We start from the raw sequence: 26,508 nt of genomic DNA, 5'->3' as shown, positions 1-26,508 counted from the left end.
AGCTGACGGGCGGCAGCCAGTCGGTGAAGGCTGAGCCGGACGGTGGCCGGGCGCAGCCCGAGGGCGGCGGCGATGCCCTCGGCGGTGAGACCGGGGCTGCGCTGCAGGCGTTCGAGGACGGCGTGGTCGGTCCGGTTCTCGGTGACACGGACGGTGCGGTAGGCGGCCAGCGCTCCGCCGCCGAGGGCGAACAGCCCTGCGGCGCACACCGCGTACGTGCCGGTCGCCGCAGCGCCGATCGCGGTGGCGGCGCCGATCGCAGCGGCGCAGCACCAGGCGACCAGCGCGACGGGACGGCGGACCAGGCGGTTGGGCATCGGCAGGTAGTCCTTCTTCGTACTCGTCGGGTGCCGGCCGGTCAGCCGGAGGCGGGCTCGGACGGATTGCCGTGCAGGTCGCTGCGGTGGCCCTGGCCGAGGGGCTTCCAGTCCTGGAAGGTGGAGGGCTTCCAGCGGGGGCGGTCCGGGATGCTGGTGTCGTCGGGGTCGGGCAGGGTGCCCCTGTTCTTGCGGTTGCGGGCGGCGCCGACGCTGATGCCCAGGTGCTTGGCGACCTCGGTGTAGCCCCAGAGCTGCTGGTCGTCGGCCATGCGCGTGTCCTCATCCTCGGTGTTCCGGTGATGAGCGTACGCGCCGCTGGTCGGGCCGGTGTACGGCGAGGCCGCCCCGGCTGGTCGGCGCGGGGAGGCCTTGTGCGGTGGTGTTCAGGAGTCGCCGAGGCGGTTGGCGAGTTCGAGGGCGGCGGTGGCGACGGTGAGGGCGGAGCACAGGCCGGTGACCTCGTGCAGGGTGGGGCGCACCAGGCGGGGCCGGTCGTCGGGGGGCAGCGGGCGAGGTGGACGTCGGTGGTGGCGAGGCCGAGGAGTGCGGTGACGTCCCAGCCGGCCTCGGGGGCCTTCTCCCACCGCAGCAGGATGCGGCCGAAGGGGAGTCTGGGGGCGGTGTGCGGGAGCCAGAGGACCTCGACCGGCTTTCCGGGGTCGGCGGGGACGCGGCGGACGAGTGCTCCGCTTGCCCACGGCGGCAGGGGTTGCAGCGCGAGGCGGTCGAGTGGCTGGGGGCGGTGAGCGGTCGGGATGCGGTTCTCCTTCGAGCGGGGAGGTTCAGGCCCAGGCGAGTTCGTCGCTGACGGCGGTGGGCAGGTAGCCCTCCTGGCCGTCCTCGGCCAGGTAGACGAGGCCGTCGTGGACGACGACGTTTGAGGCGAGCAGGTGGGAGAACGGGAAGTCGGGGTTCACGGCGAGGCGGACCCGCAGGCCCGGGTCGACGTCCTGGAGCTGGGCGATCAAGTGGGCGACGGTCAGGTACTGGGGCACGGTGATCTCCTGGGTGTCCGGTGGCGGGGAAGGATGAGGACGGGGTTCGTCAGCGGGCCACGGGTCGCAGCACTCCCAGGGGACGTCCCGGGTGAGGACCACGGTCCCGTGCGGGCCCTCGACTTCGGGCAGGCCGCAGACGCCGCATTCGCACGTCGGGTCGTACGGTCCGGGGGCGGCGGGGTAGGGGCCGCTGGCGAAGAAGTCCGCGCGGCGCAGGCGCCCCGGAGCGGCGGGTTTGAAGGCAGAGACGATCAGGTCGCCGGGGCGGACCTCGTCCGCGCGGGCGACCCGCAGGGCCGGGCTGGCGAGGACGCGGTGTTCGGCGGCGGCGGTGACGATGAGCGGGTGCATGCCGAGGTGGTGGGTGTTCGCGGCGGTTTCCCTTCGTTGGCCTGCGGTTTCGGCGGGACCCGAACTTTGACATGCAGCATCCCGAAGTTGCTAGTCCTTTTTCGGGACCGGTGGTCTGCCGTGTGCGACTGGAATCGCTAGTTGGCCCTTGGCAACGATTGTTGGCCACTGAAGGCGCCGGACTGCAGCGGGTGTGTGATTGGTCGAGATAGTTGTCACCTGGTCGCTGAATGCAGGATGCAGGATGCCGGTGGCAGTTTGCTCACGCCGGAAGCAGAGCGCATGGAGGGCGCGGCGTGCGAGCGGTGCGGTCAGTCCTGCGGGGCGGGCCGGACAGACCGGCGGGATGTGCTGCTGCTGATCTCCCGGGTTCTGGAGCGGGCCGCGCGTACGGACGAGGCTGTCGAGGCCCTGCGCGCAGAGAGGACCTCGGGCCAGCGGCACCCCGTCAACTTCCCGGAGTGCTACGCGGAACTCCTTGCCCGGCAGGGCCTGATCAAGGAGCTGGGGCTCTCGCTGCGGAAGACCGCCGCTCCGCTCTCGACGTGTACGCGAAGGCGCTGGAGGATGCTGGGCGGGCGTCCGAGGCGGAGGCCGTGCTGCGCTAGGGGATTGAGCCTCGCGACTACCCGAAAGACCGGGCGGCACTGATGCGCCTCCTCGTCCGCCTGGGGAGGGTCGACGAAGCCGTCGCGACCGGTCGGCCCGGTGTTCGTCACCCACTGCCGCCCCGGCCCGGGCAAGTTGCTCGCCGCCCGGGTCGTCTGCCCGGATACCGGCCTGGCCCGCATCTCCTGCGGCCAGGCCCGGGCGCTGCTGGAAGCACACACCGCGCTGGCCTGGGGTTTGCACGAGTACTGTCACTCCTCGCTGACCCACCTCGGTGAGCGGGGCGCGTTCGGGCTGATGCTGATGGCCAAGTCCTGGGACAAGAAGGCAGAGAACATCCGCCGGTACTTCAAGCCCTCAGCGGAGGCCATCGCGGCCGTCACCAGCCTGCTCGCCCCCGGCGACAACCGCAGCTGACGGCTTGATCGTGTGGATGGGTCGAAAAGGCCGAATCCGGCTCCCCTAGGTGATCGCTTGGCTACGCTTGCCATGGCCACGATCGTGATCGATAGGGGAGTGTTCCATGACGTACGAGGTCGGCACGAAGGTGAAGCTGACGAGCAACGCGAAGGTGACGGAGCAGACCGTCGTGACAGGCAGCGGTGCGGGCACGTACTCCCAAGAGAGGGGTGTGGAGCGCGTGTCGACGACCTTCGCCACCCTCGCCGGGGCGCTGTACCTCGCCGAGGACCTCGAAGGCGTCGTCACGGTCGCTCGGGACGCCGAGTCCGCCATCGCGGAAGCGAAGGAGGTGCTGGCGGGCTACGACAAGGCGGTCAGCGAGGGGATGGCTCCGCAAGAGGAGCTCCGTGCGGGGCTGACTCGCAACGTGACGGAGGCTGGACAGATCCCCACGACCTACACGGTGCGGTTCGACAACGGACTGATCCTCGAAGGCTTCGGCGGGGACCTGCTGACGACGGCGTGACGTCATACCCGGGGCGACGTGGGGCTCGGCCTGGAGAGCGGCGGGATCGAGCCCGCCTGAGCGGGCGACCCGCACAGCACGTCCGACGTACGGCGGGGACATGGTCGAGCGGGCGCGCCGGTGCAGGCCGCCTACCGGGCCCCTCGGCGGGTCCGCGAAGCCGTCACCGCCCCGCCGGCCGTGACGGCTCCCGGCCCCCTCTGCGAGCCGGGTGACCAGCGCGGACGCTGCCGAGAGGACCCCGCAAGGGGTGGCTGCCACGGCCTCGGGCTCACGTCTCGGCCTGCTCCGGGTCGCCGTAGCGGCCGCAGGCCGCCGGGCATCTCGGGCAGCAGGAGGCTGTCCCGGCCGAACATGTTGACGTGGCGCCGCACGAACGGGGAGAGGCGGGCGACGTCCTCGTCGCGGACGTCGAAGCCGCCAGCGCGCAGCCGGTCGAGGGCGGCGTCCATGTAGCGGGTGTTGAACAGCACCCGGGCGTTGAGGGCCAGGCCGAGTGCGCCGATCTGGTCCGCCATGCCCTCCTGGCAGTGCCGGTAGAGCTGGCCGACGCGGCCGTGGAAGATCTTCCGGGGGAGGGCGTGGCGGCCCTCCTGGAGGTTGGCCTGGGCCTTGATCTGCGTCGGTAGGACGGCTCGTCGGCCAGACGCAGGATATGTGCAGGGTCTTGGCGATCCGGCCGTAGTGCGCGATCGCGGCACCGAGCACCGTCTGCAGGCCGTCGCGCGACAGCATGCGAATCACGTCGTAGGCGCGCCGCGCCGGTGTGGATCGATCCGATGATCCGCAGCACGTCCGCCCAGTTCCGTTCGATGCGCTCCTGGTCGACCCGGCCCAGGGCGGCGTCGTTGAACGCCCCGTAGCCGGTGGCGCGGTTGATGCACCACACCTTCCGGCCGGGCAGGTCCGCAAGCTGCGGCGCGTACACGAACCAGGCGAGGGTGAGCAGGCCGAACACGATGTCGGAGTACGGGGCCGGGCTGTGGCTGGACCGATAGGCGGCCGTTCGACACCAATAGTTGGCGGGCTCACCGAGCCGGTCGGGGTGTCCAATCGTGACCGGATAGTGTCTTTCCGTAACCAGCTGGTGTGTGTGCACCTTGGACCCTGTGTGGGCGATCGACTCGCACGTGACCGGAGGAAGGGTGTACACCATGGGATTTCAGCCCGTGACCGAGCAGCGGCGTGAGGAGATCAGGAAGCTCCTCGCCGACCGGCAGAGTCGGCCCGGGACGTCCTGCGAGAGCCTCAAGGCGCAGATGGACGCGCTGTTCGGGTCCTGTATCGGTGACATCCTCGCGGCCGGCGAGTTCATGGCGCTCTACCTCCAGGCCCTGATCATGGGGTGCGACCTGAACACCAACCCGTACCACGCGGACCCGTTCAGCGGAGACCCGTACCAGATCCAGATGGTCGCCTACCCGTGGGATGTGCGCGGGTCCAAGCTCATGATGTACGACGCCGACCACAACGTCCTTTTCAGCGACAACATCAACCGTCAGGACGGCGGCGACGACCCCGCCGATGACGTCTACGACCTCTTTCGGCTCGTCCCGGCCGGCCAGAAGTTCAACGGGAGGCAGGGATACTTCGTCGTGGTCCAGACGGGCGCCCACGCCGGCAAGGCCCTGAACGCCGACCCCGAGCTCCAGGACGACGGAACACGCCACATCCACGCCCTGGAGTTCGACGTCAATACCGTCGACCGGTGGATCCTCAGCGACGAGATGGATGCCAACGACAACTCCGCAGGGTCGGGCCGGGCGTACAACAACTACAGCGTCCAGGGCGAGCACCGCGGCAGGATGGACGTCCCCGGCGGCAAGGGCGGCCATCCGATGCTGGTCTGGCCCGAGTTCACCGGTAACTGCAACCAGCTCTTCCACGCCCGCCCCCCGGCATTCAAGTGACCAGCGGCGGTCGGAACCGCCAGATGGCACTCCCTCGAATCTCGCTATGCCGAGTGACTGCGTCGGGCTGGTGGAGTTCCAAATCGGCTCTCCACCCGCCAGTTCAGCACCTAAGCGGGCCAGCTAGCGATTCCGGTCACAGCCGTGGGCGAACCGGAGGGGAATGCATCGCAGCCTCGGAGTGCTGAACCGAGGTTGCGGCGCGGGGCCGTACGCAGTCGGAGGGGGACGAGGCGTTGATGCCGAGCAGAGGCCGGGACATGGCGGCGCTGGAACGCAAGATCCGCAGCGCGGGCCGGGCGTGGACGATGGGCGATGTCGCGATCATCGGCGAGGGCCAGTGGGCCGTCGCTACGGACCGGGCCGAGCGCGAGCGGACCGTTGAGGTCGAGGAGCGGCTGGCGGACGGCCGACGGGTGGAGCTGACCCTGGAGGAACTGGCCCGCGTGGTGGGCGCCACCGACCTCGGCGCCCACCACGACAGGGCCGCGGACTGACCGGCGGCTACCGCTGGTTCGCCACCAGCGGGGCCGGAGCGGCGGCCGGCGGGGCGGGCCGGTCGGCAGGCGGCCCGAGGGGGCGAGTCGCCTGCGAGGTGCGGGCGGTGGCGGCCCGCACCCGTTCGGCGTCCGGGCCGCCTGCAGCCGTGAGCGCGTGCTCGCGGGCGGCGACCACGTGGCGGATCATCTGGACGGCCGTGTTGCTCTCGGCGTAGGCCGTCCGCAGGGCGCTCGCCGAGGTCGTGATCCGGTCGAGGTCGTAGAAGGCGGGGACGTGGCCGGGCCGGGTGAGGGCATGGAGCCGATCCTGGTGCACGGCGATGGAGTTGGACACGACGACGAGGTGGGCCCGGTGGTGCATGGCCGACCGCAGCATCGGGTCTGTGGCGGCCAGGCGGGACGCAGACTTCTCCAGGTCGGCGATCGGCCGCCCCCAGGCTTGCTCGATCATCGCGTCCGCGCAGTCGAGGGCGGTGGCGTCGGACACAGTGTTCTCCGGTTGGTGGCGGGGCGTCAGCGGGCGGGGCGGGCCGTGGAAGCCGTTCTGGTCCTGCTGCTCACGAAGGTCACCGGCCACGCGAGGGGTGGGAGGCCGCCGTCACAGCGGCGGGGACGCGCGGCGGCTGCACCGGAGGGTGGCTGAACAGGGTGGAGGGGGCGGCGCTGCGGCGCAGTGCCGCCGCGGTCCGCGCGGACTGTGCGGGGGAGGTGAGAGTGCGCTCGGCGGCTGGCACCGCAGGGGCCACGGCGGCGGTGTGTCGGCTGTCCCACTGCTGGAGGGCGGTGTAGACGGGGCCGAGGGCCTGGCCGGCGGCGGTGAGGACGTACGGGGCGCCGTGCCGGTCGCTGGTGCGGGCGACGAGGCCGTCCGCCTGCATGCGGTTCAGCCGGGTTGCGGCGAACTGCTCGGAGGCGCCGAGGCGTTCGGCAAGTTGGGGCAGTCGCATGCTCCCGTGCTCCGAGAACAGGCGGACCGTCTCGGTGGTGCCGGCGAGTTGCAGGCACTGCAGGGCGTCCTCGACCCGGTCGTATCGGCCCTGCGGGGTGCGGTCGATGTGGTCGGAGGACCACTGGGCGAGCGTGCGGTAGACCGGGCCGAGTGTGCGGGCGGAGGACGAGAGCCGGTAGGGCGCCGCACGGTCGAACGTGCCGTCGCGGGTCACCAGGCCGGCCTCGGACATCGACGCCAACCGCTTGCTGACGTACGACGAGGACAACGCCGTGAGGTGCTGAGCGACGTCGGCAACCCGCATCTCCGGGCAGTACTTGGCGATCGTGTGGACGACGTGGGTGGTCCACTTCGGCGCGATCCGATGCAGCGCGGTCTCGACGCGCTGCGAATCGGCTGCGCTCATGGGAGTGATCTGGGCGGACATGGCCGACAGTTCCTTGCTCAACGGGTACGGGCGGAGACGGAGGGCCGTGCCGTTCCTGGCGAGGGCACGGCCGGGGTGGCGCCGACCGAGGTGGGGGTGATGCCGCGGTAGAGGGCGGCGACCTGGCGAAGCCGCTCTGTGCGGGCGGCGGAGTTGGCCGCTACGCCCTCGGGCGTGAGGGAGAGCATGTGCCCCATCCGGGAGGCGGAGGCGGAGGTGTTGGTGTTGACGGCGACAAGGCCGGCGCCGACCAGCCGCTCGACCGCCTCAGCCTCGATCGGGGCACCGCGCCCGGAGCCCCAGATCACGTACTTGTCGCCGTGCACGCTCTCGCGCAGCCACAGGTCCCCGTGCTCCATCGCGTTCAGCCCCGCTCGGGCGGAACCGCGCTCGTCGTCCCAGCCGGGGTGGGTGAGCGGGTTGTGCGGGTTCACCGGGCTGCCTCCAGGCGGGCGAGGAGGGTGCGGACCAGGGTCGGCAGGCTGTCGGGGCCCTCGCCGTCGAGGCGCACCGCGCTGACCGACTCGCCCAGGAGGCGGTGGGCGTCCTCGATCAGCGCGCCGATGATCTCCGCGCACGCTTCCGTGAACTCCGCGCAGGCGAGCAGGGCCCGGCCCAGGAGCTGGAGGTAGAGGCTGGGCGGCAGGGCGGCCTCGGCGGCGAGGACCGTGATGGCCTGCCGGTCCTGCGGGGCGTAGTCCGCCAGGTCGAAGCCGGAAGTGCCGTTGTCGTCGGTCGGGTGGTCGGCCTCGGTGACCAGAGCGTCGACGGCCTGGGTGAGGTCGGCGAGCGACTCCGTCAGCCAGCCCAGGGCGGAGACGTAGGAGGCGAGGGTGAACAGGGAGACGGGGGTGGTTGGCCGCCGCGCTTCCAGTAGGTCCTCCAGCCGGTCGGCGAGTGCGGTGATCGCCTTCGGCCCGGCGGTGAGCGGCCCGAGGACGGGGTGGAGGTGAGACCGCGAGAGCGGGGCGGTGTGCCGGGCCGTGGCGATGCCGGAGACGGCCTCGGCGGCTTCTACGAGCCAGAGGGCGAGGTCGGCATGGGTGGGGGTGGCGGTCATCATCGGGCCCTTCGGGCGGCGGCGCTGGTGGCGAAGCCGGGGGAAGCGGTGGTGTGGGCGGGGCTGGCGCTGGCCTGTGCGGGGCGTACGGATTGGGCGCGGGCGGCCCGGACGCGGGCTTCCTCGGCCGGGCCGGGGCCGGTCGGCAGGTTGATCCCGGTGCGGCCCAGGCGGTTCTGGGCGGAGCGGTACACCTGGTAGTCGAGCCGGGGGCCGGCGGCGACGAGGTGGACCTCGCGCCGGTGCTGGCACTCGGGAGGGGAGTCGCGGAACAGGACGACCAGGCGGTGGCTGGCCCACTGGTCGCCGACGCCGAGGTAGATCTTGTGGCAGCCCTCCAGCCGGCCTTCGAGGCGTTTGGCGACGCGCTCGCCACGGACGAGGTCCTGCAGGTGCAGCAGGGCCTGGTCGCGGATGGCGTCGGGGAGCTGGCGCAGGTCGGAGATCGCGTCGGGGTGGGCGGAGAAGCCGAACTTCGCGCGGGTCACAGTGACTGCCCCCGGTCGGGCTGCGCGAGGGCGGCTGCCGCGGGCGCGGCGGCCACGATCTCGGCGACGCCGGGAGTGGCCGGGGCGGCGCTGCGGGCGAGCGCGGCGCGGGTGCGCAGCGCGTCGGCGTCGTTGCGGTACTCGGGCGGCTCGGGCAGCGGGGTGTTCCGCTCGGCCAGCCACGCCTCGGCGCCGGTGCGGTCGGGGAAGGCGCCCTCGCGGATGGTGTAGGTGTTCTGCTCCGCGTCGGAGTGCTCGATGAAGAGCCGGACGGGCAGTTCGGTGGCGTTCCTGTCCGTGACCATGGTCCACGCCTCGCCCGGGCTCTCGCGGGCGGCTGCGAGGTCTATCAGTTCGTAGCGCTCGCCCGCGCGGTGGATCTGGTCCTCGATCCGGTAGGTGAGTTCGTCGGCGCCGACGAGGTCGCCGTCCACGGTCATCGCTTCCGGCGGGCAGCCGCGCTCGGCGAGCCACTTCTGCGCGAACGCCACATTGGCGTGCGCGGAGGCGTCCAGCGCGAAGGTGTCCTGTGCTTGGTCGTGCCGGACGTCGAACGTGAAGAGGTCCGGCAGGTTCCGCCCCGGGCCCCACGCGGCGCCGTTGTCGAAGGCAAGCAGGTAGCTGCGGTTGCCGGCGTCGTGCCGGGCCAGGAGGTCGAGGTCGCTCTGCGCGGCGATGTCCCGCAGGAGGCCCGAGCGGTCGTCGGCGGGCGACAGGCCGCCGAGGTCGAAGTCGGCGCTCATGCGGCGAGTCCCAGCTGGTCGGGCGTGGACAGGACACGGTGGGCGGGCCGGGACGGGCTGGTGGCGCACGCCGCGAACGGGCCGTCCGGGGCGCGGAGTTGGGCGATGGCGTGGTCGAGGTGGTCGCGGTGCCAGGTCGAAGGACCGCTCTGGCCGGCCTCGGCGGCGGTCAGCTGCTGCCAGGCGAGCCACAACGCGTGCAGGCGGGCGACGGCCTCGGGGTGCTCGTGCCACTTCGCGCACCAGGGCCGGGTGGACCCGATCTCCCTGCCGTAGACGGGCAGCAGGAGGTGGGTGACCCAGGCCGAGAGCTCGGCCAGCTCGGCGGCGTACTCCGCGCCGCCCATGGCGAGGATGAACAGCGGTGGGGCGGAGCCGGGTTCGTCCCCGGTCCCGGGGTCCGGCCCGGTTGGGCCGGACCCCGATTCGTCGTCGGCTTCGGAGCCGAGGCGGTCGAGGATCACGCCGTGCTGGCGGACCTCGGCCATGGTGAGGTGAAGGGCGCTGACGAGGTCGTCGAGGTCCTCGTCGGCGATGCGGATCGGCGCGGGCTCGGGGGAGCCCGTCGGTGGGACGGACTCGGACATGGCACATCCAGGTGGGTCGGGTGGACGGGGAGGGCGGGCGTGGCGGGTCTTCTTCGAGTCATAGCGGGGCTCCGTTGAAGCGGTTGTTGGGGAGATGGTCCGCAGGATCGGCGGTTTGGTACGGCCGCCGACTCGTGCTAGGCGCAGGCCAGCTGGGCGCCCCGGTGCTGGACGAGGCGCAGACCGAGGGCGACGGCGTCGGCGAGGGTGTCGGTGAGCGGGTGGCCGGAGCCGGCGAGCTTGGCGGGGTGGTGCAGCCCGCCGGTGTGCAGCACCGCGTAGGCGCCGTTGGCGTCCGCGTCGTCGACGGCGTCGCCCACCAGCAGCACCCGGTGCGCCTGCTCGGCGAGGCCGAGGGCGTCGAGGTGGGCGGCGAGCGGGGCGGCCTTGGTGCCCCCGGAGGGCCCGGTGCGGCCCTCGAACCGGGTGTAGAAGTGCCCGATGCCGGCCTGCTCGATCTCCCGCACGAGGGTGTCGTGCGGGCAGAGCGACAGCAACGACTGCGTGTGACCGGCCTCGCGCATCGCGGCCATCAGCTCGACGGCGCCCTCGCGCACCCGCACCGGCTGGGCGCGCAGGTGCTCCAGGAAGGCGTTGTCGCTGGAGATCCACTCCTGCTCGGTGACCGTGCGAGCAAGCGGGCGTAGAAGTTCGGGATCGGCACGGTGTGCTTGGCCCGGTAGGTTTCCCGGTCGACCGGCTCGCCGCCGAGCGCGGGCAGGGTCGCGTTGAGCGCGGCGACGTGGTCGTCGAGGTCGTCCTTGACCGTTCCGTTCCAGTCCCAGACCACGTGCATGCGGGTGTCGGGAGTTGCGGCGGCGAAGAGGGTGGTGTTCACGGCGGTGTCCTTCGGGGGGAGCGGGGCGATCAGGAGGAGAGGCGGTCGTTGAAACGGCACAGCAGCCACAGCGCGAAGGCGGCCCCGGCGAGCGGGACGGCGGCGACCAGCAGCGGGCCGGCCGGGGCGACGATGGAGGTCAGGGCGGTGCCGGTGGCCTGGCCGATGCCGATGCAGGCGATCAGCCAGGCGAACGCGTCGGTCGATTCGCCCTCGGGGGCGAGGCGGTCGACGGTGAGGAACGCGGCCGTCAGCAGCGGCGCGAGGAACGTGCCGGGCAGCACGGCGCCCAGGACGGCGACGGCGGGCGCGGGGTCGGGCAGCAGCGGCAGCCACCCGGCGGCGAAGCCGATCGAGGCGGCGACCAGGTGCCGGGCGGGGGCGCCGGGCCAGGCGTGGCGGCAGTAGGCGAGGCCGCCGAGCATGCTGCCGATGGAAGACAGTGCGGCCGGCATCACCCCGGCCAGCCACCCGGCGTGGTGGCGCTCGGCGGCGGACAGCGCCAGGACGTTGACGGCGCCGAGCGCGACACCGGTGCCGATCAGCGCGGCGAACAGCACCCGAAGTCCCGGAACCCGCAGCGGACCTGCCCAGTGCACCCCCTCGGTGAACTCCGTCGGTGTCCAGGTACGGGAGGGCTGGGCCGTGACGACCAGGCCGGTGCCGAGCAGACCGAGCGCCGCGGTCGCCACCAGTGCCGTGGTCGCCCCCGCTCCGGCCGCGAATCCGGTGGCCAGCAGGGGGCCAGCGACGAACACCAGACCCTGGGTGCGGCCGGGAAGAGCAGGTCGAGGAGGGCCGGAGCGAGGCCGCCGCCGACTGCAGGCTCAGGTCCCCGCCGCCGTGCCGCTGGTTCGGCGAGCCCTTGATCCCGTCCGACGCCTTCGGCGTGGGCAGCAGCCACTCTCCATGGGCCAACGTGTCGTTTTGCTGGTATCTGACAGTGCCCCACTGCTGCGCGATTGAACGATGAGCAGATGGACGGGCGACTCGGGGCAAGGGCCACCTCCTGGTGTCCCGGAGGCCCGATGGGCCCGCCCTCGCCAACGCGATGGCGGGCCCATGCCGTCACCCCACTCCGGGCCGACGCTGCGGGCTGAGGAGCCCGAAACCTGCGCCCACCAGGGCCCCTGCGGTGCTGTCGAGTTCACGGTGTACCGGTGTCGGGCTCGCGCGGGTACGGGGACGGACGGGGCTTCGCGCGAGCGCGGCCTGGATGCGGGCGGCCTGGTCGGCGGCAGCCGGTGGCGGTGCGGGAGGGGAGGTGGCGGTGCGCCAGCGGGCCCGTACTTCCTCCAGCGGGCCCAGGGCGTGCAGCGCGTGGCCGATCAGTTGCCCGGGGGCGAGGCGCCGGTCGTCGGCGTGGGCGGCGATCTGCTGCGCGGCGCCGGCGGCGGCGCGGGTGAGGGAGGAACGCAGGAGCTGCTCGCCCAGCCACTCTGCCGAACCCGCCGCTCCGTCGCGCAGTACCGGCCCCAGCTGTTCCTCGGTGAGCATGCCTTCGGCAAGGAGGCCGCGCCGCTGGACCTCCCACAGCGTGGTGACCGGGTCGATCGGCTCGCCCCGGTGATGGAGCGCACCGAGGCAGCGGTAGAGCTGGCCGTGGCCGGGAACGGCGAAGTCCTGGGGGCGCAGCCAGTCGAAGACCTCGCCGATCGCGCCGTTCTGGTGGATGAGCAGGGAGAGCAGGAACTGCTCGTCCTCCGCCTGGGCCGCCGCGGGAGGCTCTCCGGCGGCAGGGAGGGGTGTCCTGGGGGCGGTGGCCCGGGGGCGGGTTCCCCAGCGCTTGGCGAGGTCGTCCAGGACGCCGGCGAGCACATCGGCGTGGGCGGTGGTGCCACGGACCTCGTGCTGCCAGGCGTCCTCCCGGGCGACGGCGAGCAGGCGGGCGGCGTGCTCGGCGATGGTGCGGTGGATCGACCCCTCCAGCACCATCCGCCCGTAGAGCGGCGCGTGGGCGGGGCGCGGGCAGGCGGCGACGAGGGTGTGCAGGTAGGAAGCGGTGAGCCCGCGCACCTGCTGGCCGGCCTCGGCGAGGGTGTCGGTCAGCCACGCCACCGGCACCGCGCCCTCCGTACTGAGGGCCGGGTGGCCCTCGGCGCGGAGCTTGCGCAGCGCGGCGAACAGCGCCTGGTGGCCGGGCCGGTAGAAGTCGCGCGGCTCCAGCCAGTCGAGGCCGCCGAGCTGGCGGGGGTCGAGCAGGACCGCCCCGAGGACGGCCTGCTCGCCGGTGAGCAGCGGGTCCATCACCGGCTCCGCCGGCGACGGGCGCCGCGGTCGGCGCGCAGCTGGGCCACCGCGAGGTCGGCGGCGGCCTTCGCGGCGGCGAAGCGGTCCAGCTCACCGCTGAACGTCGGGTCGGTGGCCAGGATCGAGCCTTCGCCGGTGATCAGCCACCACTGGCCGCCCCGGCGGACGACCGGCGCCCCGGTCAGCGGAGCCGGACGGTGGTGGGCAGCAGAGGAGTTGGTGTCGGACACGGGGACCTTCCGGGGATTCGATCGGGTCAGCGGCTGCGGCGGGCGGCGGCCGGGCCTGCCACCGCGCCGGCATCGGGTGGGGGCTGCGGCGGCGCGTTCCGGCCTGCGGTGCGGGAGGGGGAGGAAGAGGCGGCGGCCCGGACCCGGGCCTGGTCCGGTGCCTTGCGCACGGCCTGGGCGGTGTCGGCGAAGCGGCGGCAGCCGTACTCGCTGCGGTCCCGGGACCACGCTTCGGCCCTGGCTGTGAGCGCCGGGGCCAGGGCGGCGACCTCGTCGGCGGTCTCCGAGCCGAAGGCGAGCAACTGGCCCTGCGCGGACCGCAGGTCCAGGTACCAGTCCTCGCCGCCCATCGGGTACGCCTTCACGTGGGTACCGGCATCGGCGTCCTGGAAGGCCCACAAACGCCCCAGGTCGTTCCACCCGGGACCGGCGAACGGCGGCGCGGCCACCCGCGTCTCGGGCCTGGGGCCGGCGCGGTCTGCGATCTCGAACACGGCGCTGGGCGGCTCGCCGGCGAGCATGTCCTTGACCAGGCCCAGCACCTCGGCGCCGTCCAGGCCCGGCCGCCCGTCCAGCACGCCGACGACGCTGTGCACGGACCGCAGGGTGGCGCGGGCGCCGTCCGGGTCGATCAGGTTCTCGGCGGGGCCCGCGGGCGGTCGTTGTGGTCACAGCGGTGTCCTTGGCGTGGGCGGGTGGGCGTGGCACACCCGGGCGAAGCGGAGGAGAAGGAGGGGCGGCGCCGGCCGAAGAAGGGCGGACTCCTGGGTCGGCGCCGCCAGGTGGGGCGAGTTAGGGCGAGAGGGTGAAGTCGCCGGGGGTGGCGGTGCCCTTGGCGAGGGCGCGTTCGGTGATGGCCTTGGTGGCGCGGGCGGAGGCTGGGCCGATCTCCTTGGCGGAGCGCTCCTTGTACCAGGGCTTGAGGTCGAGCACCGCGACCCGCATGCCGGTCGCGAAGAGCAGGATCTTGCCCTTGGGGAGCGCGCGGATCTCGTCGGGCGGCAGGATGCGCTCGGTGCGCATCGACACCGACGTCGACTTGCCGCCGCCGGAGTCGGACACGGAGACGGTCTGCACGTCGTGCTCGCCGATCTGCCGCGACAGCTTGTCCGCGAAGTCGGCGTCATCAATGCCGCTGCCGATCACCTTGACGGTCGCCGCGGACCAGAGGGCGTCCATGCCCGCCTCGCCCCAGCAGCGCTGGCCCTGCCGGTAGCTCTGCAGGATGGTGATCGGAATGACGCCCCGGCTGCCGAGATGGGAGTACAGGTCCGGCAAGTCGCTGATGCGGCACACATTCGCGGCCTCGTCGAGCACGCACAGCGCGGGCGGGTCGAGCCGACCGCCGGAGCGCTCCGCCACGATGACAGCCGCGCGCATCACCGCGTCGGCGGCAGCCGCGATGATCGCCGAAGCCGAGCCGCCGCCGTCCTTGCTGAGCAGGAACAACGTGTCTCGGGAGGAGGCGAAGTCGAACGGCTTGAACTCCGGCAGGCCCGGCGTGGGGGTGACCCAGGCGGCGATCTCCGGGTCCAGCAGACAGCTGGCGTACTGCCGCGCCGTCTCGAAGATGCCATCGCGGGTCTCCGTGGCGCCGGTGACGGTGCCCTGGAGCTGAGCGGCGACCGCGTGGTGGCCGGCGTCGGTGAGGAGGTCGATGGGGGTGCGGTCGGACGGGGAGGCGAGCCAGACCAGCGCGTCGGTGATCGGGCGGCGGTGGCTCGCGGCGGCCAGGAACAGTGACCCGAGGGTGTTGCTCGCCGCGGTCGACCAGAAGTCGGAGCCGCTGGACTCGTCGACGGACGCGGCGACGAAGTGCCCGGCGAGGCGTTTGGCGCCGGCGAGGTCGCGGGCGTCGGCGAGGATGTCCCACCACATCTCGCGCGGGTGGTGAGCGATCTGCTGCGGATCGAGCGTCCAGACCGTGCCGACCTTCGCACGGGCGTCGGCGCAGGCGGTGAAGGCGTCGTTGGCGGCCTTGTTGCTGGTCAGCAACACCGGTCCGGGGGCTGCCAAGATTGCGGGGATGGCGATGCCGCTGGTCTTGCCGGAGCGGGGCGCCATGATGGCGACCATCACGTCCTCCCAGGAGGCGCGGACCTCGGCCCTGCCCGGGGAGAGCGTGCCGATGAGGATGCCTCGGTCGTTTGGCTCGACCTCTTTTACACTCCCGGCCGTTCAAACTCGGGCGAAGGCTGCGGGCCTTCTTGGTGATCTCCGCGTCCAGGAGTGGCGCTATGTCCGCCTTGCGAGCCAGGCCGCTCCTGGCTCCGGAGCGGTGGCGCAGCCACAGCACCAGGACGGTGGCCGTGGTGGCGAGGGTCAGGGTGCCGGGGACGATGCGGGCGCCGACCAGGAGGGCGGCCGGGCCGAGGTGGGGCCACAGCCGGCCGGGGTGAAGGAGGGCTTCGGTGGCGTGGAACGGTGCCCAATCGCCGGAACCGAAGAAGTAGTTGGTGAGGCTGCAGGTCAGCCAGGCGAGGGAGCCGAAGGCGAGGGCGGCGACGACGACGGCGAACAGGAGATTGAGGAGCGCGTCCGAGCCGGAGGTGGTTGACGGCGCGCCGGTGCGCGGGGCAGGCAAGAGGGAGTCCAGGAGGGTGCGAGCGGGCAGCGGGCGGGGCGCGCTCGGCTCTCGTACGGATCACGGTGCTCTCCTTGGGAGGCGGGACTGACGGAACGTCTCAGCGGGTGCATGCGGCAGTCCGGACCGGGTCCGCCGCGGGCACGCGGAGGCCAGGCGCGGGGCAGGCGCGCCGTCAGCGGGTTCGGCCGACGGGCCCCGCTGAGGCGGCCGGGACGGACGGCACCCGGGCGGGGGCGGCTACGGCGAGCGGGCCGATGGACGGGGGAGCCGGGGCAGCGGCGCTGCGGGCGAGCGCTGCCCGGGTGCGCAGGGAATCGGCGACCTGCACCGGGTGGCCCGGCTCGGGCCCTGCGGGTGCTGCGCCGATGGTCCGCAGGTCGCTGATGGTGTCGGCGAGTTCGGCCTCGGCTGTGCCGATCAGTTCGGCGCCGGAGGAGAAGCGGTCGGACAGCTCGTACTCGTCGGGGGCGAGGTTGGTGACCTGTTCCGCCACCGCTTCCAGTGCTTCCCGCAGCCGGGCGAGGACGCCGTCGTCGGGGTCAAGGAGCTGGTCCAGGGCCTTGGCGGCGTCGGCGGCGCTGGAGGCGCCGCGGATCTGGTCTGCCAGCTCCAAGACCTGCCGGCCTGCGACCTTGAGGCCCTGCGGGTCGGTGGGGGTGGTGAGGCGGCCGGTGTCGAGTTTGGGGTCGAGGTCGACGTTGTAGCGGGCCGCGCGCAGCATCTCGGCGGCGTGCGTGGCGACGGCGACCCGGTCGGCGTGGGCTGTGGTGGTCGGCAGCCGGTGCCGGCGGCCGTACCAGTCGGCCTTCTCCTGGAAGCCGGCGTGCTTGAGCAGGGCGGCGGACAGGTCGTCGCTGGAGCCCTTGGCGGAGACGCTGCCGCTCGGCTCGATGCTGATGCTGATCGCGGGGGTGGGCATCCGGTAGTCCTTGGCGGTGGTGACGGAGGGGATGGTCCGGGGGAGGTGGCCGAGTTCGGCGGCGATGCGGTTGCATTCGGCCTGTACGTGGAGGGCGTCGCGGTAGGTGCCGTGGATGCGGCCGTCCTCGCGGACGACGGTGGCGACGATGTGCACCGAGTGGTCGAGGTTGCGGATCGCGGCCCACCGGCATCCGTCCGGGTCGCCGGCGGGGGCGAGCCCGGTCGCGGTGACCAGGCGCCGGGCGACGTCGGCCCACTGGGCATCGCTCAGGTCCGGGTACCGGGGGTCGGAGCGCACCGAGCACATCCACACCGGCCGCTCCGGTGCCCGGGGCGCCGATCCGCTGGGCGGGGGCGTCCAGCACGCCGCCGCCGAGGACCTCCTCGGGGTCGCCGAACAGGGGCAGTTGCTTGTCGGCTCCCCGGTAGTCGGCGCCGATCAGCCTGGGACGCAGCCGGTGGCGGGGGTCGTCCGGGCCGTAGGGCGCGGGGATCAGTGCGGCCGTGGTGGTGGCGCGCTGCAGGTGGGCGATCACGGCGTTCCCTCTCAGGCGGGCGGCGGGGCCTGGTGGCCGGGCCAGCCGGGCTGTTTTTCGAGCGCCAGTGCTGCGGGGTGAGCCCGCGGTCACGTGCGAAGTCCTCGCAGGCGAAGCGGGCCCAGCGCTGGTCGTTGTGCAGCCGGGCCCAGCGGCCGTCCTGGCGGATGACGGTGGCGACGAGGTCGAGCCGGCCAGCGGTGTTGCGCAGGGCCACCCACCGGCAGGCGTCGGGGTCGTCGTCCGGTTCGATGCCGGTGGCGTCGAGCACCTTCCACGTCAGCTCGAACTACTGGTCGTAGGTGAGCGCGGCCGGGCCGTTACTGCGGATTGAGCAGTGCCAGGTCAGGTGCCGGGACGGGGCGTGGCCGGTGCGGAGCTTGCGCAGCGCCAGCGGCTCGTCCAGCAGCGCCGCCAGGTCCAGCAGGACGATGTCCTCCTCGGAGGGCGGACCGGGCGACCACGACGCCAGCAGGTAGGACTCGAAACCGGGATCGTCGTCATTCAGCTCGGTGAGCAGGTCGGTCGTGCTCTCGGTACGCCGAACGGTGCAGGACAGCGGGGAGGAGGACATGGCGGGACTTTCGAATCGCTGCGAAGAGAAAGGGAGTTGGAGAAGGTGATCTGTGCCGGGGCAGGGCGCGGACAGGTCAGACGAAGGGGTTCTCGGTCGGCCGGTCGGTGTCCACGGCCGCCTCCAGCAGCTCGGGCAGGTCGCCGGGGTTGCAGGCGCGCTGGTCGATCCACCAGCCGGCGCGGGTGATCGTGCGGGCCTGGTCCTCGATCAGCTCCCACTCGGGTTCCGCCATGCCGGCGTCGAGGACGAGCGCGGTGTAGGCGGCGGCAAGTACCTGATGGCGGCACCGGACGCCCCAGGCGATGCCCTTCTCGGTGCCCTCCAGCGGCGGCATCCGGTACTGCTTCGACCAGTCGTCCGACTCGGCCTGTTCGGTGGCCCGCTTGGCCTCCAGCCACGCCGTCTTCTCGGCCTCGTCACCGGCCTTCGCCGCGCGCCAGCAGTCGGTGCACTCCTGCTTGGCCAGCCACTCGGCGAAGCCGGCCCGGCGGTCGGCCGGACGGTCGCCGAGGTCGCGTTCGGCCTCGTGCCCGCACGAGTGGGGGATCTGCCAGATCTTCTTCACGGCCATGCGCTCTGCTCCTTGAGGGGTGAGGTGGGGTGGTTAGCGGGTGCGGGCGAAGGCGATGCGCGGGTCGACCGCCACCGGCGGGGGGCTCGCCGCGATGGCGGTCGACACAGTGGCGGGTGCCTTGAGCGCGGCCTCGTCGACGCGGAACTTGTGCGTGGTGAACGCCTGCCGGACCGCTGTGCGGTGGGCGGCGACATCCTCGGCGAGCTGGGGCTGCAAGGCGACCTGGAAGTTGCCGCGCCGCAGTCCCATGACGGTGTGGGCCACCACGTCGAGCGACTCCGCCCGGGTGCCAGCCGGGGGGAGGTAGACGTCCAGTTCCCGGTGATGGCGCCAGCCATCGGTGTCCAGGAAGATGCCCGGGTTGAAGGGCAGGTCGTCGTTGACGGCGGCGACGATACCCAGGCCCGGGTGCTCGGCGATGGCGACGTCCGGGCCCGCACTCGGGGCGGGGGTGCGCGGCTCGGAGACCTCCAGCTGGGCGTCGGTCTGCCTCGCTCCGGCCCGGTGCTTGCTGTTGGCGGGTTCGGCGGCCAGGGTCATGTCGGTGTCGACGCGGTAGCCGGCGCCGGTGAGGAGCTTGGCGGCCCAGGCGGCGCGCTCGGGGGCTTCGCGGTGCTGGTCGGTGAGCGTGAAGAGCTTCGGGTTGCCGGGCAGGCGCTGGAAGTCGAGGCGTTCCAGCATCCACTCGGCGGCGGGCGACTGGGTGGGCAGGGAAGCGACGATGCCGTGGCTCGGGTGGTGCCCGATGGCGACGTCGGGAAGCTGGGTGGGGTCGGCGGCAGGCACTGGGGCTCCGCTTCGCTGGTACGGGCAAGGGCTGCCGGGGCGGTGAGGACAGCTTCCGGCGGAGCTGATGATGCGGAGAACCGGGAGTTTGGCCCGGCTGGAATCTGCTGGTAGAGCGCATGGCCACCGGGCCGGGCGCCGCACGTCCGGGGTGCTCTGACCCCGGAGCCAGCTGGCGCGCATGAGGGTGGCTGCGACCCGCTCCTCGCGGTCCCGTGCGAGGAGCGAGCCGTCCGTGGCGGACCCCTGGGTTCAGACCGTGTGTTCAAACTGAACGTGCAGGTCATGGCGCCCCGACTGTGATGGCTTGTGGTGAGGCGTTCGGTCTGGTGTCACAGTGACGGTGTTTCGTACGGCTGGAATACACCTGGATGGGTGGTTTTTGCCCTGTCCCCGGGGGGTGTGGCCATGGCGACGCGAGAAGTCGGGAACCGAACACTGTGCCGGATGGACCGGCGCTTCTCAGGCAAGGACTCCTGATGCGTCTTCGTCATTCCCTCGTCGCCGCTGTCGGCGCGCTCACGCTCACCCTCGCGGTCCCCACCTCCGCCCACGCCGCCGCCGGAGAGTTCGAGTACCAGTGGGGCCCCCTCGGCCTGCCGAACCTCCTCATCGACCCGCCGAGCGGCGAGTGCATCGACCTGCCGCTCGTCACGGACGCGGATCCCGGCTTCGCCCCGTACAACCGCACCTCCTCCACCGCCACGGTCTTCCTCGACTTCGGCTGCAGCGGCGACACCTACTACGTGATGGACCCCGGCAAGAGGCTCGGCCCCCGCCTCAAGCTCCGCTCGGTCGTCTTCTCCTGACCCGGCGGCCGCTCGGGAGGAGACGACCGAGCGGCCGACCTCCGTGCCTGCCCGCCCGCCGCGCTCCGGCAGGGCGGGCAGGCGCGGACCGGGCCGGAGACGCCGTGGCCTCGCTGGCCTACGCGGCGAGGCTGACGCGCGGTTCGGTGGTCGTCGTGCCGGGGGTGCGGGTGAGGCGGCGGAGCATGAGGGTGATGGCGCTCCAGGCGAGGTGGGCCTCGGCATGGGCGGGCAGGCGTTCGTAGTCGCGGCAGTTTCTGCGGGCGCGCATGAACCAGGCCAGGGAGCGTTCGACGACCCAGCGGCGGGGCAGCACGATGAAGCCCTGGACGCCGGGCGGGCGCTTCACGACCTTGATGGTGATGCGCAGGTGCTTCTCGGCCCAGGCGACGAGGTCGCCGGCGTAGGCGGAGTCGGCCCAGACGATGGTGATCTCGGGGTGGGCGGTGTGCAGGCGCGCGAGGAGTTGTCGGGCGCCGTCGTGGTCGGGGACATCGGCCGGGGTGACGAGAACGTCGACGAGTAGGCCGCCGAGGTCGACCGCGAGGTGGCGCTTGCGGCCGGTGAGCTTCTTCGCGGGGTCGTAGCCGCTGGTGGTTCTGGGGACGGTGTCAGCGGCTTTGACGGACTGGCTGTCGATCACGAGGGCGACGGGCCAGGGGCTGCGTCCGGTGCGCAGGCGGATCCGGCGGCGCAGGAGGTCGAGGATGCGGGGCAGGACGCCGTTCTTGGCCCAGCGGGCGAAGTAGCCGTAGACGGTGCGCCAGGGGGCGGGGTAGTCGGCGGGCAGGGAGCGCCACTTGGCGCCGTTGTCGACGATGTAGAGGATGGCGTCGACGATCTCGCGCCGGGGGTGGGCCTCGGGCCGGCCGCCGCGGGCGGTCCGGCAGGCCGGGACGGGCAGGAGGGGTTCGAGCAGGGGCCCACTCGGCGTCGGTGGTGTCGGAGCGGTAGCGGCGTTCGCGCACCGGACGCCCACCTCCTCGTCGTCGTGCCGGGCCTGGGGTCAGCGGCGCCTCTCGCGGGCGAGGATGTGCAGGGAGGCACGGACGCCGCCGAGCTGCTGCAGGACGAGCTGGACGTACTCGTCGTCGGGGAACAGGGCCGCGTGCGGGGCGACGGTGGCGCTGATCAGGCGGGTGATCCGGGTCAACTCGGCCAGGAACTGGGCCTTCTCGAACGCGACCAGCTCCGCGGGCTTCTCCGTGAACCGGAAGCCGTCACGGCGTGTCCAGATCAGGGGCGCCATGTGCTCGGCGGCGGTGATCTCCCGCACGTGGATGAGGCCGCGGCGGACCTGGCTTGGGTTCAGGCCGGTCGCGGCGATCAACTGCCTGGTGGTCAGGCCGGCCGGGCGGGCCTCGCGCAGCGCGACCCAGACCTGGTCCGCGCAGACGTTGGTGGCCAGCCGCCTGCGGGGCGCTGGCACGGCTACCGCTCCCGCAGCAGCGCGGCTAGGCCCTCGTCCAGGCCGGTGTTGCCCGTGGTCACCGCCGCCTCCACCCAGTCGCTCGCGCCCCGCACCCGGGACAGGTTGCGCTCGACGGTGGCGCGCTCGTCCGGGCTGAATACGTGGCCGCGCAGCGCCGGCACGACGCGGCCGACCTGGGCGACGAACGCCGTGCACGCGCCGACCAGGTCGACGAAGTACATCGTCGACTGCACCTGGTGCAGCAGCGGCACCGGCGCCCGGATCGCCTCGGCGGCCTTCGCGTGCGTCGCCTCCGCCGACTGCTTCGCGCGTTCGACCTGGGCCCGGTTGACCATGTGCCGGGCGGTGTCGTCCTCGGCCATCACCCGGAACGCGACCTCCGGTCGCCGCAGGAGGTCGGAGGCGACCTTCACGGCGACCCGGTCGTCCGCAGCGAGGTCGTGGATCCGCTCGACCTTCTCCTGCGTGGTCACCGGCGAGGCGACCTGCCAGCCCAGCACCCGGCTCGCCGCATCCCGCGTCCACCGCCGGCTTCCCGAGCGCTCGTGCACGGGCGGGTCCAGGATTACCGCGAAGCGACGCTCCTCGTCCTCGATCGAGCCCAGGACCCGGTGGATGCCGTGCGCCACCTTCGGCTGGCGCCGCTCGGCCGGCCGCCTGGACGCGGTCCACCGGTAGGTCTTCACCGTGTGGAAGGACAGGCCGATGTCCTCGGCGAACCGTTTCAGCGAGCCGGTCACGGTGAACACCTCGTCCACCCCGTGCTCACCGCCGCCCACCGGCCGCATCGGCTCGATCTCCAACGCCATGTCCCCGATCCGGAACTGGCACCGGCCCATCTGCTCGACCAGGTCCCGGCCCTCGGCCACCAGCTCGTCGTAGCGCTCCAGCGACACCGCACCAACCGACTCCGACACGCCGACCACCACCTCACCGGCCCAGGACACGGCACCGTCCGCCGCCCGACACCCCCCGGCCCCAGGCCAGAATCAGCGCCGACGCTCCGCACCCGGAAGAGAGCACGGAAGCACGACCGCGCACCCGGCCACCAGCGGCATCACGACGGTTGCGAACCGCCCCCCCCCCCCGCACGCCCGGCCCGTTGTCTCCACGCCTTGTCCGGCACCGCCCCGAACAGAACACCGCCCCCGCCACCCGCTCCAGCCCCGCCGTCCACGACACCCCGCACACCGGACAGCACACCACCACCCCGGCCCGGATAGCGGCCACCTTGACACGCGACCGCCGCACCCACCGCCAATGCGCCGCCCGACACCGCGGCGAACAGAACACCGAATCCGCCCGCGCCCCGACCCCAGCCGGCCACCACACGCCGGACACGACCGCTCCAGACCACCAGCCATCCCGCCAGCCTAGAACTCCCGCTTAACCAAACCGACTTGTCGTGCCCGGCTCAGACACACGCTCTCAGGATTTCTGAACTCAGGCCGGTCAGGCGGCCATGCGGAAGTCGGTGTCGTACAGCGCCCGTTCGCGGCTGTGGAGGAGGTGCTGGACGATAAAGGAGAGCGAGGCGACCTTCCACAGACCCCTGCCGCGGGTGAGGGCGGCGATGGCCTGGGCCTCGACGCCGGTGAGGCCGAGCAGGGCCATGGCGGCGGGGATCTGGTCCGGTTCCTGGCGGTAGATGATTCGGGTCGAGCAGTCGGCCAGGAGGCCCTCGGCGAGAACACGCCCGCGCGATCCGGCGTCGCCAGCGGAGAGCAGGTCGGAAAGCCGGTGCAGGATCAGCAGGTTGGCGATGCCGAGGCCTCGCGAGAGCTTCCACTGCTGCTGCATCCGCTCCAATAGGCCGACATGGCGCATGATCCGCCATGCCTCGTCGTAGATCACCCACCGGCGGCCACCGGAGGGGTCCGCGAGGGCTGCCTCCATCCACGCGCTCGCGCAGGTCATCGCGAGGACGAGGGCGGTGTCGTCGCCGCTGCTGCCGAGGCGGGACAGGTCGATGGAGAGCATCGGCGCGTTCGCGTCGAAGACGACGGTGGACGGGGCGTCGAACATCCCGCTGAGGTCACCGTGGACGAGGCGGCGCAGGGCGTGGGCGAGGTCGTCGGTGGCGTGGCCGAGGCTTCCGGCCTGGCCGCCGAGGGCGGCGTCGAGGCGGTCGGGGCGGCCGAGGGCGTGGGCGATGTCACCGAGCAGCGGCACGGTGCCGGCAGCGTCGGTGTCGGCGACGACCAGGTCGAGCGCGACGTCGAGGCCGGTGTGCTCCATCGGCAGCAGGTCCCGCTTGAGTACGGTGGCCGCGAGGCTGGCCAGCAGGAGCAGGCGTCGCTTGCGGACCTCGCTGCTCCAGTCCTCCTCGCTCACCCCCTCCGGGCGCTGCGGGGCGTCGAGCGGGTTCAACCTGCCCGGGAGGCCGGGGCCCAGGGCGATGGTCTGGCCGCCGAGAGCCTCGGCCAGGCCGGACCACTCGCCCTTCGGGTCGCTCGGCACGTAGATCTTGTAGCCGTGGGCGATGGCGCGGGTGGCGATGGACTTGGCCAAGGCGCTCTTGCCCATGCCGATGACGCCGCACAAGATGCCGTTCGGGTTCGTGAACCCCTCTATTCGCCCGCTGTTGTAGAGCGTGAAAGGGTCGTAGCAGAACGAGCCCTCGGCATGGAGGTCGCGGCCGACGAAGATTCCCTCGGCGCCAAGGCCGGCCTCCGCGAGGAACGGGTAGGCCCCACCGGCGACGGCGGTGGTCAGGCGGTGTTTGGGCAGGCGGAGCTTGCCGCCGCGGGCGGAGGCCGGACCCGAGCGGCCGGCAGCCGGGTAGACGGGCTGGAGGTCCGCGTCGGGGCCGCTGTTCTGGGGGCGTTCGGCGGCGGGCTGCGCGTGGCGGGCCTTGGTGCGGGCCTGGGCGAACTCGGCTCGGGCGGCGCGCTGTTGGGTGCGGGTGGTCTTGCGCGGGACGAACAGGGGGCTGGCGGTGGCGCGGTTCCTGGGCATGATCACGGATTCCGGGGTGGGGGTCAGCGGCGGACGAGGCCGGTGAACGGGGCGTACAGGTCGGCGGGGGTGGTGCGGCGGCGCACCAGGTGCGCGGTCTCCTGGTGGCGGCGGCAGATGCTCAGCTCCGGCGCGCCTTCGGGAAGTCGGGCGCGGCAGGCGTCGGGGCCGGGGACCTCGCCGCTGCCGGGCCGGGGCGAGGCGTGGTAGGCGGCGTGGAGGTGGTCGGCGGCCTGCCACAGGCGGGTGCGCGCGGCCTTGAGATGGTCGCCCTCGCCCGGCAGCAGCGGGAAGGTGCGCTGGGCGTGAGCGTCCAGGAGGCCGTGCAACGCGACCAGGTGCTCGTGGAGCGAGTCGAGTTCGGCGCGGGAGGCGACCAGCGGGCCGGCGGGAAGGTTGAGCGCGCGGTGGAAGTCGATCGCGGCGGTCGCGTAGGGGACGAAGTCCTGCGCGACGGGGGTGGTGGCCGGCATCAGGGGTGCTCTTTCGGAAGGCGGGAGGGCCGGCATCACGCGGCGAGGGCGAATGGCAGCGCGGAGGCGGTGAACGCCTCGGCCTGCTGCCAGGTGAGCGGGCGCAGGTCGAGCTGGGCACCCACGGCGGCGGTCTCCACCACGGCGCAGGCGGAGCGCAGTTCGTCCTCGGTGTCCGCGGAGACGGTCAGCAGGCCGGTGAGGGCGACGTCGGCGTGGCCGGCGATCAGCTGGCGTTCGCGGTCCTGGATGTCCTGGTACTCCACGGAGTCGGCCTCGCTGGAGACCTGGCCCTTGCGGGCGCGCTCGGCGGAGTCGGCGATCACGCTGGCCTTCTTGCGGCGCACGTCTCGCAGCGCCGAGTCGAGGTCCTGCGGCTCGTACGCGAGGGAGACGGTGCGGCGCACGCCGGAGGCGAACATGACCTGGTGCAGGAAGCCCGGGTTGACCTGCGTCCTGGGCCAGTTCTCCACCCAGTAGGTGGTGTGGTGGGCGGAGTCGGTGGAGATGTGGTCGGCCTTCTCCACCACGACGACCGGTCCGGCGGCGGCCGGGTCGGCGGACGGACGCCCGTCCTCGGACCAGCGGTCCAGCGCCGCACGGGACTTCGGGTCGTAGGCGGTGCGGGCGACGGCCGCGATCTCGCCCGCGGACAGCCAGCCGGCCGGGGTGAGGCCGGCGGTGCGGGCGGACTGCTCGAACGCGGAGGTGAGCTGGGCCAGGACGGCGAAAGCGCCGTTGAGGCCGCCTCCAGCCTGGTTGATCAGCCGCCGCGCGCCCTTGAAGTCCAGGGCGATGGCGACGTAGCACTCGTGCGGGGCGGCGGCCGGACCGGCGCTGCGGATCAGCTCCCCGTACAGTTCACCGGCGAGCGGGGCGTCGGGACGGCCGTGCTCCTCCCAGTACCGGCGTAGCGCGTCGCCGGTGTCAGGGACGGTGCGCTCGATGACCTGGATGCGGGCGACCTGGCCGGTGCGGGCGAGCGCCGCGAGCGCGCGTCCCCAGCCGTTGACGTTGGCGTTCTGGGTGCCGGGGTCGAGGAGGGCGTAGGCGCGGGAGGAGACCTTGACGATCGCGGTGAGGGTGCCGGCGTGCGGGTCGTGGACGGCACCGTAGCGGCCATCGGGCGCGGTGACCACGCGCAGGCTGGCCGCGCTGCCCGGCAGGTGGAGTAGGCCCTCGCGTACCGGACGGGAGGAGGGGCGGACGAGCCAGACCAGTTGGCCGCGCAGGCGCCGCAGGCCGTAGCGGGCGGCGACGGGCGCCCAGTCGGCGAGGGTGCGGCCCCGGTAGCGGATGAACACCAGGGCGGCGACACCTGCCCACAGGGGTATGAGCTGCAGGGCACCGGTGACGCCCCGGGTGACGAGGACGGCGAGCAGCAGCAGTCCGGTGGCGGCGCAGACGATCAGCTGCGGGGCGCTCAGGCCGAGCAGCACGCCTCGGCGGCTGCGGTGGGGGAACTTGACTGACGCAGGGGTGGCGTCGGGTATCGAGGAGGGCATCGGTGTTCCAGAAAGGGGGAGCGTGCGGGCGGCGGGCGGGGGCGCGGCACTCTTCTGGACGTCATCGCGGATGCTCCCTTCGCTGGTGGTCAGGGCCCCGGGGCGGGCGGCAGGCTGCCGCCCCCCCCAGCGGATGGGCGGGCCCGTCTGGGACCGGGGTGG

General features: G+C 72.8%; 28 protein-coding genes and 4 pseudogenes. 5 read left to right on the top strand and 27 right to left on the bottom strand.

Features of this window, described 5'->3' with window-relative positions:
* The 3 genes from ABT048_RS36480 to ABT048_RS36470 all read right to left on the bottom strand — a co-directional run.
* A partial coding sequence (locus ABT048_RS36480) for a hypothetical protein (RefSeq protein ID WP_350525912.1) occupies window positions 1-317 on the bottom strand: 317 nt, incomplete at its 3' end.
* Window positions 318-358: 41 nt separating this feature from the next.
* Window positions 359-589 carry a MarR family transcriptional regulator gene (locus ABT048_RS36475; RefSeq protein WP_350525911.1) on the bottom strand — a complete coding sequence of 77 codons (231 nt, stop codon included), beginning with the start codon at window positions 587-589 and terminating at the stop codon, window positions 359-361.
* A 513-nt stretch (window positions 590-1,102) separates the two neighbouring features.
* Complete coding sequence (locus tag ABT048_RS36470; protein WP_350525910.1) at window positions 1,103-1,669, bottom strand: hypothetical protein; 567 nt, start codon at window positions 1,667-1,669, stop codon at window positions 1,103-1,105.
* 693 nt (window positions 1,670-2,362) lie between these two features.
* On the opposite strand from ABT048_RS36470, the pseudogene ABT048_RS36465 reads away from it, so the two are divergent.
* Window positions 2,363-2,695: pseudogene (locus ABT048_RS36465) on the top strand (site-specific integrase); the annotation flags it as partial.
* Between the two features lie 106 nt (window positions 2,696-2,801).
* The gene (locus tag ABT048_RS36460) at window positions 2,802-3,206 is read left to right on the top strand and encodes a hypothetical protein (RefSeq protein WP_350525909.1); all 405 of its coding nucleotides are present in this window, start codon (window positions 2,802-2,804) and stop codon (window positions 3,204-3,206) included.
* A gap of 275 nt (window positions 3,207-3,481) precedes the next feature.
* Here ABT048_RS36460 and ABT048_RS36455 read toward each other — a convergent pair.
* A pseudogene (locus tag ABT048_RS36455) lies at window positions 3,482-4,182 on the bottom strand (Tn3 family transposase); the annotation flags it as partial.
* A gap of 178 nt (window positions 4,183-4,360) precedes the next feature.
* On the opposite strand from ABT048_RS36455, the gene ABT048_RS36450 reads away from it, so the two are divergent.
* Window positions 4,361-5,116, top strand: a complete 756-nt coding sequence (locus ABT048_RS36450; RefSeq protein ID WP_350525908.1) for a hypothetical protein — start codon at window positions 4,361-4,363, stop codon at window positions 5,114-5,116.
* Window positions 5,117-5,355: 239 nt separating this feature from the next.
* Entirely contained in the window at window positions 5,356-5,613 is a 258-nt protein-coding gene (locus ABT048_RS36445) for a hypothetical protein (RefSeq protein ID WP_350525907.1), read from the top strand.
* A gap of 7 nt (window positions 5,614-5,620) precedes the next feature.
* On the opposite strand, the gene ABT048_RS36440 is transcribed toward ABT048_RS36445, so the two are convergent.
* The 17 genes and pseudogenes from ABT048_RS36440 to ABT048_RS36360 all read right to left on the bottom strand — a co-directional run bounded on the left by ABT048_RS36440 (window position 5,621) and on the right by ABT048_RS36360 (window position 19,169).
* Window positions 5,621-6,103 carry a hypothetical protein gene (locus ABT048_RS36440; RefSeq protein WP_350525906.1) on the bottom strand — a complete coding sequence of 161 codons (483 nt, stop codon included), beginning with the start codon at window positions 6,101-6,103 and terminating at the stop codon, window positions 5,621-5,623.
* Between the two features lie 79 nt (window positions 6,104-6,182).
* Window positions 6,183-6,971 (bottom strand): winged helix-turn-helix transcriptional regulator, encoded by a 789-nt coding sequence (locus tag ABT048_RS36435; protein ID WP_350525905.1) that lies wholly within the window; start codon window positions 6,969-6,971, stop codon window positions 6,183-6,185.
* 38 nt (window positions 6,972-7,009) lie between these two features.
* The gene (locus tag ABT048_RS36430) at window positions 7,010-7,426 is read right to left on the bottom strand and encodes a hypothetical protein (protein WP_350525904.1); all 417 of its coding nucleotides are present in this window, start codon (window positions 7,424-7,426) and stop codon (window positions 7,010-7,012) included.
* Window positions 7,423-8,052, bottom strand: a complete 630-nt coding sequence (locus ABT048_RS36425; RefSeq protein ID WP_350525903.1) for a hypothetical protein — start codon at window positions 8,050-8,052, stop codon at window positions 7,423-7,425. The genes ABT048_RS36430 and ABT048_RS36425 overlap by 4 nt, the downstream gene beginning before the upstream one ends.
* Entirely contained in the window at window positions 8,052-8,540 is a 489-nt protein-coding gene (locus tag ABT048_RS36420; RefSeq protein WP_350525902.1) for a hypothetical protein, read from the bottom strand. The genes ABT048_RS36425 and ABT048_RS36420 overlap by 1 nt, the downstream gene beginning before the upstream one ends.
* On the bottom strand, window positions 8,537-9,283 hold the full coding sequence (locus ABT048_RS36415; RefSeq protein WP_350525901.1) for a glycosyl hydrolase: 747 nt from the start codon (window positions 9,281-9,283) through the stop codon (window positions 8,537-8,539). Before ABT048_RS36415 ends, ABT048_RS36420 begins: the two co-directional genes overlap by 4 nt.
* Window positions 9,280-9,870, bottom strand: a complete 591-nt coding sequence (locus ABT048_RS36410) for a DUF4913 domain-containing protein (RefSeq protein ID WP_350525900.1) — start codon at window positions 9,868-9,870, stop codon at window positions 9,280-9,282. Before ABT048_RS36410 ends, ABT048_RS36415 begins: the two co-directional genes overlap by 4 nt.
* A gap of 137 nt (window positions 9,871-10,007) precedes the next feature.
* Window positions 10,008-10,649 carry an HAD family hydrolase gene (locus ABT048_RS36405; RefSeq protein WP_350525913.1) on the bottom strand — a complete coding sequence of 214 codons (642 nt, stop codon included), beginning with the start codon at window positions 10,647-10,649 and terminating at the stop codon, window positions 10,008-10,010.
* Between the two features lie 88 nt (window positions 10,650-10,737).
* A complete protein-coding gene (locus ABT048_RS36400) occupies window positions 10,738-11,466 on the bottom strand; it encodes a hypothetical protein (RefSeq protein ID WP_350525899.1) in 729 nt (242 codons plus the stop codon).
* A 310-nt stretch (window positions 11,467-11,776) separates the two neighbouring features.
* Complete coding sequence (locus tag ABT048_RS36395; protein WP_350525898.1) at window positions 11,777-12,955, bottom strand: DnaB-like helicase N-terminal domain-containing protein; 1,179 nt, start codon at window positions 12,953-12,955, stop codon at window positions 11,777-11,779.
* A complete protein-coding gene (locus tag ABT048_RS36390) occupies window positions 12,955-13,188 on the bottom strand; it encodes a hypothetical protein (protein ID WP_350525897.1) in 234 nt (77 codons plus the stop codon). The genes ABT048_RS36395 and ABT048_RS36390 overlap by 1 nt, the downstream gene beginning before the upstream one ends.
* 26 nt (window positions 13,189-13,214) lie before the next feature.
* Window positions 13,215-13,784: a hypothetical protein gene (locus ABT048_RS36385; protein ID WP_350525896.1), complete on the bottom strand. Its 570-nt coding sequence runs from the start codon at window positions 13,782-13,784 to the stop codon at window positions 13,215-13,217.
* Between the two features lie 196 nt (window positions 13,785-13,980).
* A pseudogene (locus tag ABT048_RS36380) lies at window positions 13,981-15,772 on the bottom strand (type IV secretory system conjugative DNA transfer family protein).
* Window positions 15,773-15,947: 175 nt separating this feature from the next.
* Entirely contained in the window at window positions 15,948-16,994 is a 1,047-nt protein-coding gene (locus ABT048_RS36375; protein WP_350525895.1) for a hypothetical protein, read from the bottom strand.
* Window positions 16,995-17,521: 527 nt separating this feature from the next.
* Window positions 17,522-17,806: a hypothetical protein gene (locus ABT048_RS36370; RefSeq protein ID WP_350525894.1), complete on the bottom strand. Its 285-nt coding sequence runs from the start codon at window positions 17,804-17,806 to the stop codon at window positions 17,522-17,524.
* A 76-nt stretch (window positions 17,807-17,882) separates the two neighbouring features.
* Window positions 17,883-18,380 carry a hypothetical protein gene (locus ABT048_RS36365; protein ID WP_350525893.1) on the bottom strand — a complete coding sequence of 166 codons (498 nt, stop codon included), beginning with the start codon at window positions 18,378-18,380 and terminating at the stop codon, window positions 17,883-17,885.
* A gap of 33 nt (window positions 18,381-18,413) precedes the next feature.
* Entirely contained in the window at window positions 18,414-19,169 is a 756-nt protein-coding gene (locus tag ABT048_RS36360; RefSeq protein WP_350525892.1) for a hypothetical protein, read from the bottom strand.
* 479 nt (window positions 19,170-19,648) lie between these two features.
* On the opposite strand from ABT048_RS36360, the gene ABT048_RS36355 reads away from it, so the two are divergent.
* Window positions 19,649-19,978: a hypothetical protein gene (locus tag ABT048_RS36355; RefSeq protein ID WP_350525891.1), complete on the top strand. Its 330-nt coding sequence runs from the start codon at window positions 19,649-19,651 to the stop codon at window positions 19,976-19,978.
* 43 nt (window positions 19,979-20,021) lie between these two features.
* On the opposite strand, the pseudogene ABT048_RS36350 reads toward ABT048_RS36355, so the two are convergent.
* From ABT048_RS36350 to ABT048_RS36325, 6 genes and pseudogenes are all read right to left on the bottom strand, one after another.
* A pseudogene (locus ABT048_RS36350) lies at window positions 20,022-20,946 on the bottom strand (IS5 family transposase); the annotation flags it as partial.
* Between the two features lie 38 nt (window positions 20,947-20,984).
* On the bottom strand, window positions 20,985-21,407 hold the full coding sequence (locus ABT048_RS36345; RefSeq protein WP_350525890.1) for a hypothetical protein: 423 nt from the start codon (window positions 21,405-21,407) through the stop codon (window positions 20,985-20,987).
* A 2-nt stretch (window positions 21,408-21,409) separates the two neighbouring features.
* On the bottom strand, window positions 21,410-22,357 hold the full coding sequence (locus ABT048_RS36340; RefSeq protein WP_350525889.1) for a DUF6192 family protein: 948 nt from the start codon (window positions 22,355-22,357) through the stop codon (window positions 21,410-21,412).
* Window positions 22,358-22,862: 505 nt separating this feature from the next.
* The gene (locus ABT048_RS36335; protein ID WP_350525888.1) at window positions 22,863-24,368 is read right to left on the bottom strand and encodes a putative type IV secretion/conjugal transfer ATPase; all 1,506 of its coding nucleotides are present in this window, start codon (window positions 24,366-24,368) and stop codon (window positions 22,863-22,865) included.
* A gap of 23 nt (window positions 24,369-24,391) precedes the next feature.
* Window positions 24,392-24,841, bottom strand: a complete 450-nt coding sequence (locus ABT048_RS36330; RefSeq protein WP_350525887.1) for a DUF6238 family protein — start codon at window positions 24,839-24,841, stop codon at window positions 24,392-24,394.
* A 35-nt stretch (window positions 24,842-24,876) separates the two neighbouring features.
* The gene (locus ABT048_RS36325; protein ID WP_350525886.1) at window positions 24,877-26,346 is read right to left on the bottom strand and encodes an SCO6880 family protein; all 1,470 of its coding nucleotides are present in this window, start codon (window positions 26,344-26,346) and stop codon (window positions 24,877-24,879) included.
* Between the last annotated feature and the right edge of the window lie 162 nt (window positions 26,347-26,508).

This window comes from Kitasatospora sp. NPDC096140, assembly GCF_040303045.1.
Taxonomy (GTDB): Bacteria; Actinomycetota; Actinomycetes; order Streptomycetales; family Streptomycetaceae; genus Kitasatospora.
Note: the sequence above shows the minus strand (reverse complement) of the source record. Positions and strands in the feature narration are given on the sequence as shown.

Coding starts and splice junctions, on each gene's coding strand:
- ABT048_RS36325 (WP_350525886.1), bottom strand. CDS start 26,346: ATGCCCTCCTCGATACCCGACGCCACCCCTGCGTCAGTCAAGTTCCCC.
- ABT048_RS36460 (WP_350525909.1), top strand. CDS start 2,802: ATGACGTACGAGGTCGGCACGAAGGTGAAGCTGACGAGCAACGCGAAG.
- ABT048_RS36335 (WP_350525888.1), bottom strand. CDS start 24,368: ATGCCCAGGAACCGCGCCACCGCCAGCCCCCTGTTCGTCCCGCGCAAG.
- ABT048_RS36425 (WP_350525903.1), bottom strand. CDS start 8,052: ATGACCGCCACCCCCACCCATGCCGACCTCGCCCTCTGGCTCGTAGAA.
- ABT048_RS36470 (WP_350525910.1), bottom strand. CDS start 1,669: ATGCACCCGCTCATCGTCACCGCCGCCGCCGAACACCGCGTCCTCGCC.
- ABT048_RS36370 (WP_350525894.1), bottom strand. CDS start 17,806: ATGTCCTCCTCCCCGCTGTCCTGCACCGTTCGGCGTACCGAGAGCACG.
- ABT048_RS36445 (WP_350525907.1), top strand. CDS start 5,356: ATGCCGAGCAGAGGCCGGGACATGGCGGCGCTGGAACGCAAGATCCGC.
- ABT048_RS36395 (WP_350525898.1), bottom strand. CDS start 12,955: ATGGACCCGCTGCTCACCGGCGAGCAGGCCGTCCTCGGGGCGGTCCTG.
- ABT048_RS36435 (WP_350525905.1), bottom strand. CDS start 6,971: ATGAGCGCAGCCGATTCGCAGCGCGTCGAGACCGCGCTGCATCGGATC.
- ABT048_RS36475 (WP_350525911.1), bottom strand. CDS start 589: ATGGCCGACGACCAGCAGCTCTGGGGCTACACCGAGGTCGCCAAGCAC.
- ABT048_RS36410 (WP_350525900.1), bottom strand. CDS start 9,870: ATGTCCGAGTCCGTCCCACCGACGGGCTCCCCCGAGCCCGCGCCGATC.
- ABT048_RS36415 (WP_350525901.1), bottom strand. CDS start 9,283: ATGAGCGCCGACTTCGACCTCGGCGGCCTGTCGCCCGCCGACGACCGC.
- ABT048_RS36355 (WP_350525891.1), top strand. CDS start 19,649: ATGCGTCTTCGTCATTCCCTCGTCGCCGCTGTCGGCGCGCTCACGCTC.
- ABT048_RS36450 (WP_350525908.1), top strand. CDS start 4,361: ATGGGATTTCAGCCCGTGACCGAGCAGCGGCGTGAGGAGATCAGGAAG.
- ABT048_RS36330 (WP_350525887.1), bottom strand. CDS start 24,841: ATGCCGGCCACCACCCCCGTCGCGCAGGACTTCGTCCCCTACGCGACC.
- ABT048_RS36365 (WP_350525893.1), bottom strand. CDS start 18,380: ATGGCCGTGAAGAAGATCTGGCAGATCCCCCACTCGTGCGGGCACGAG.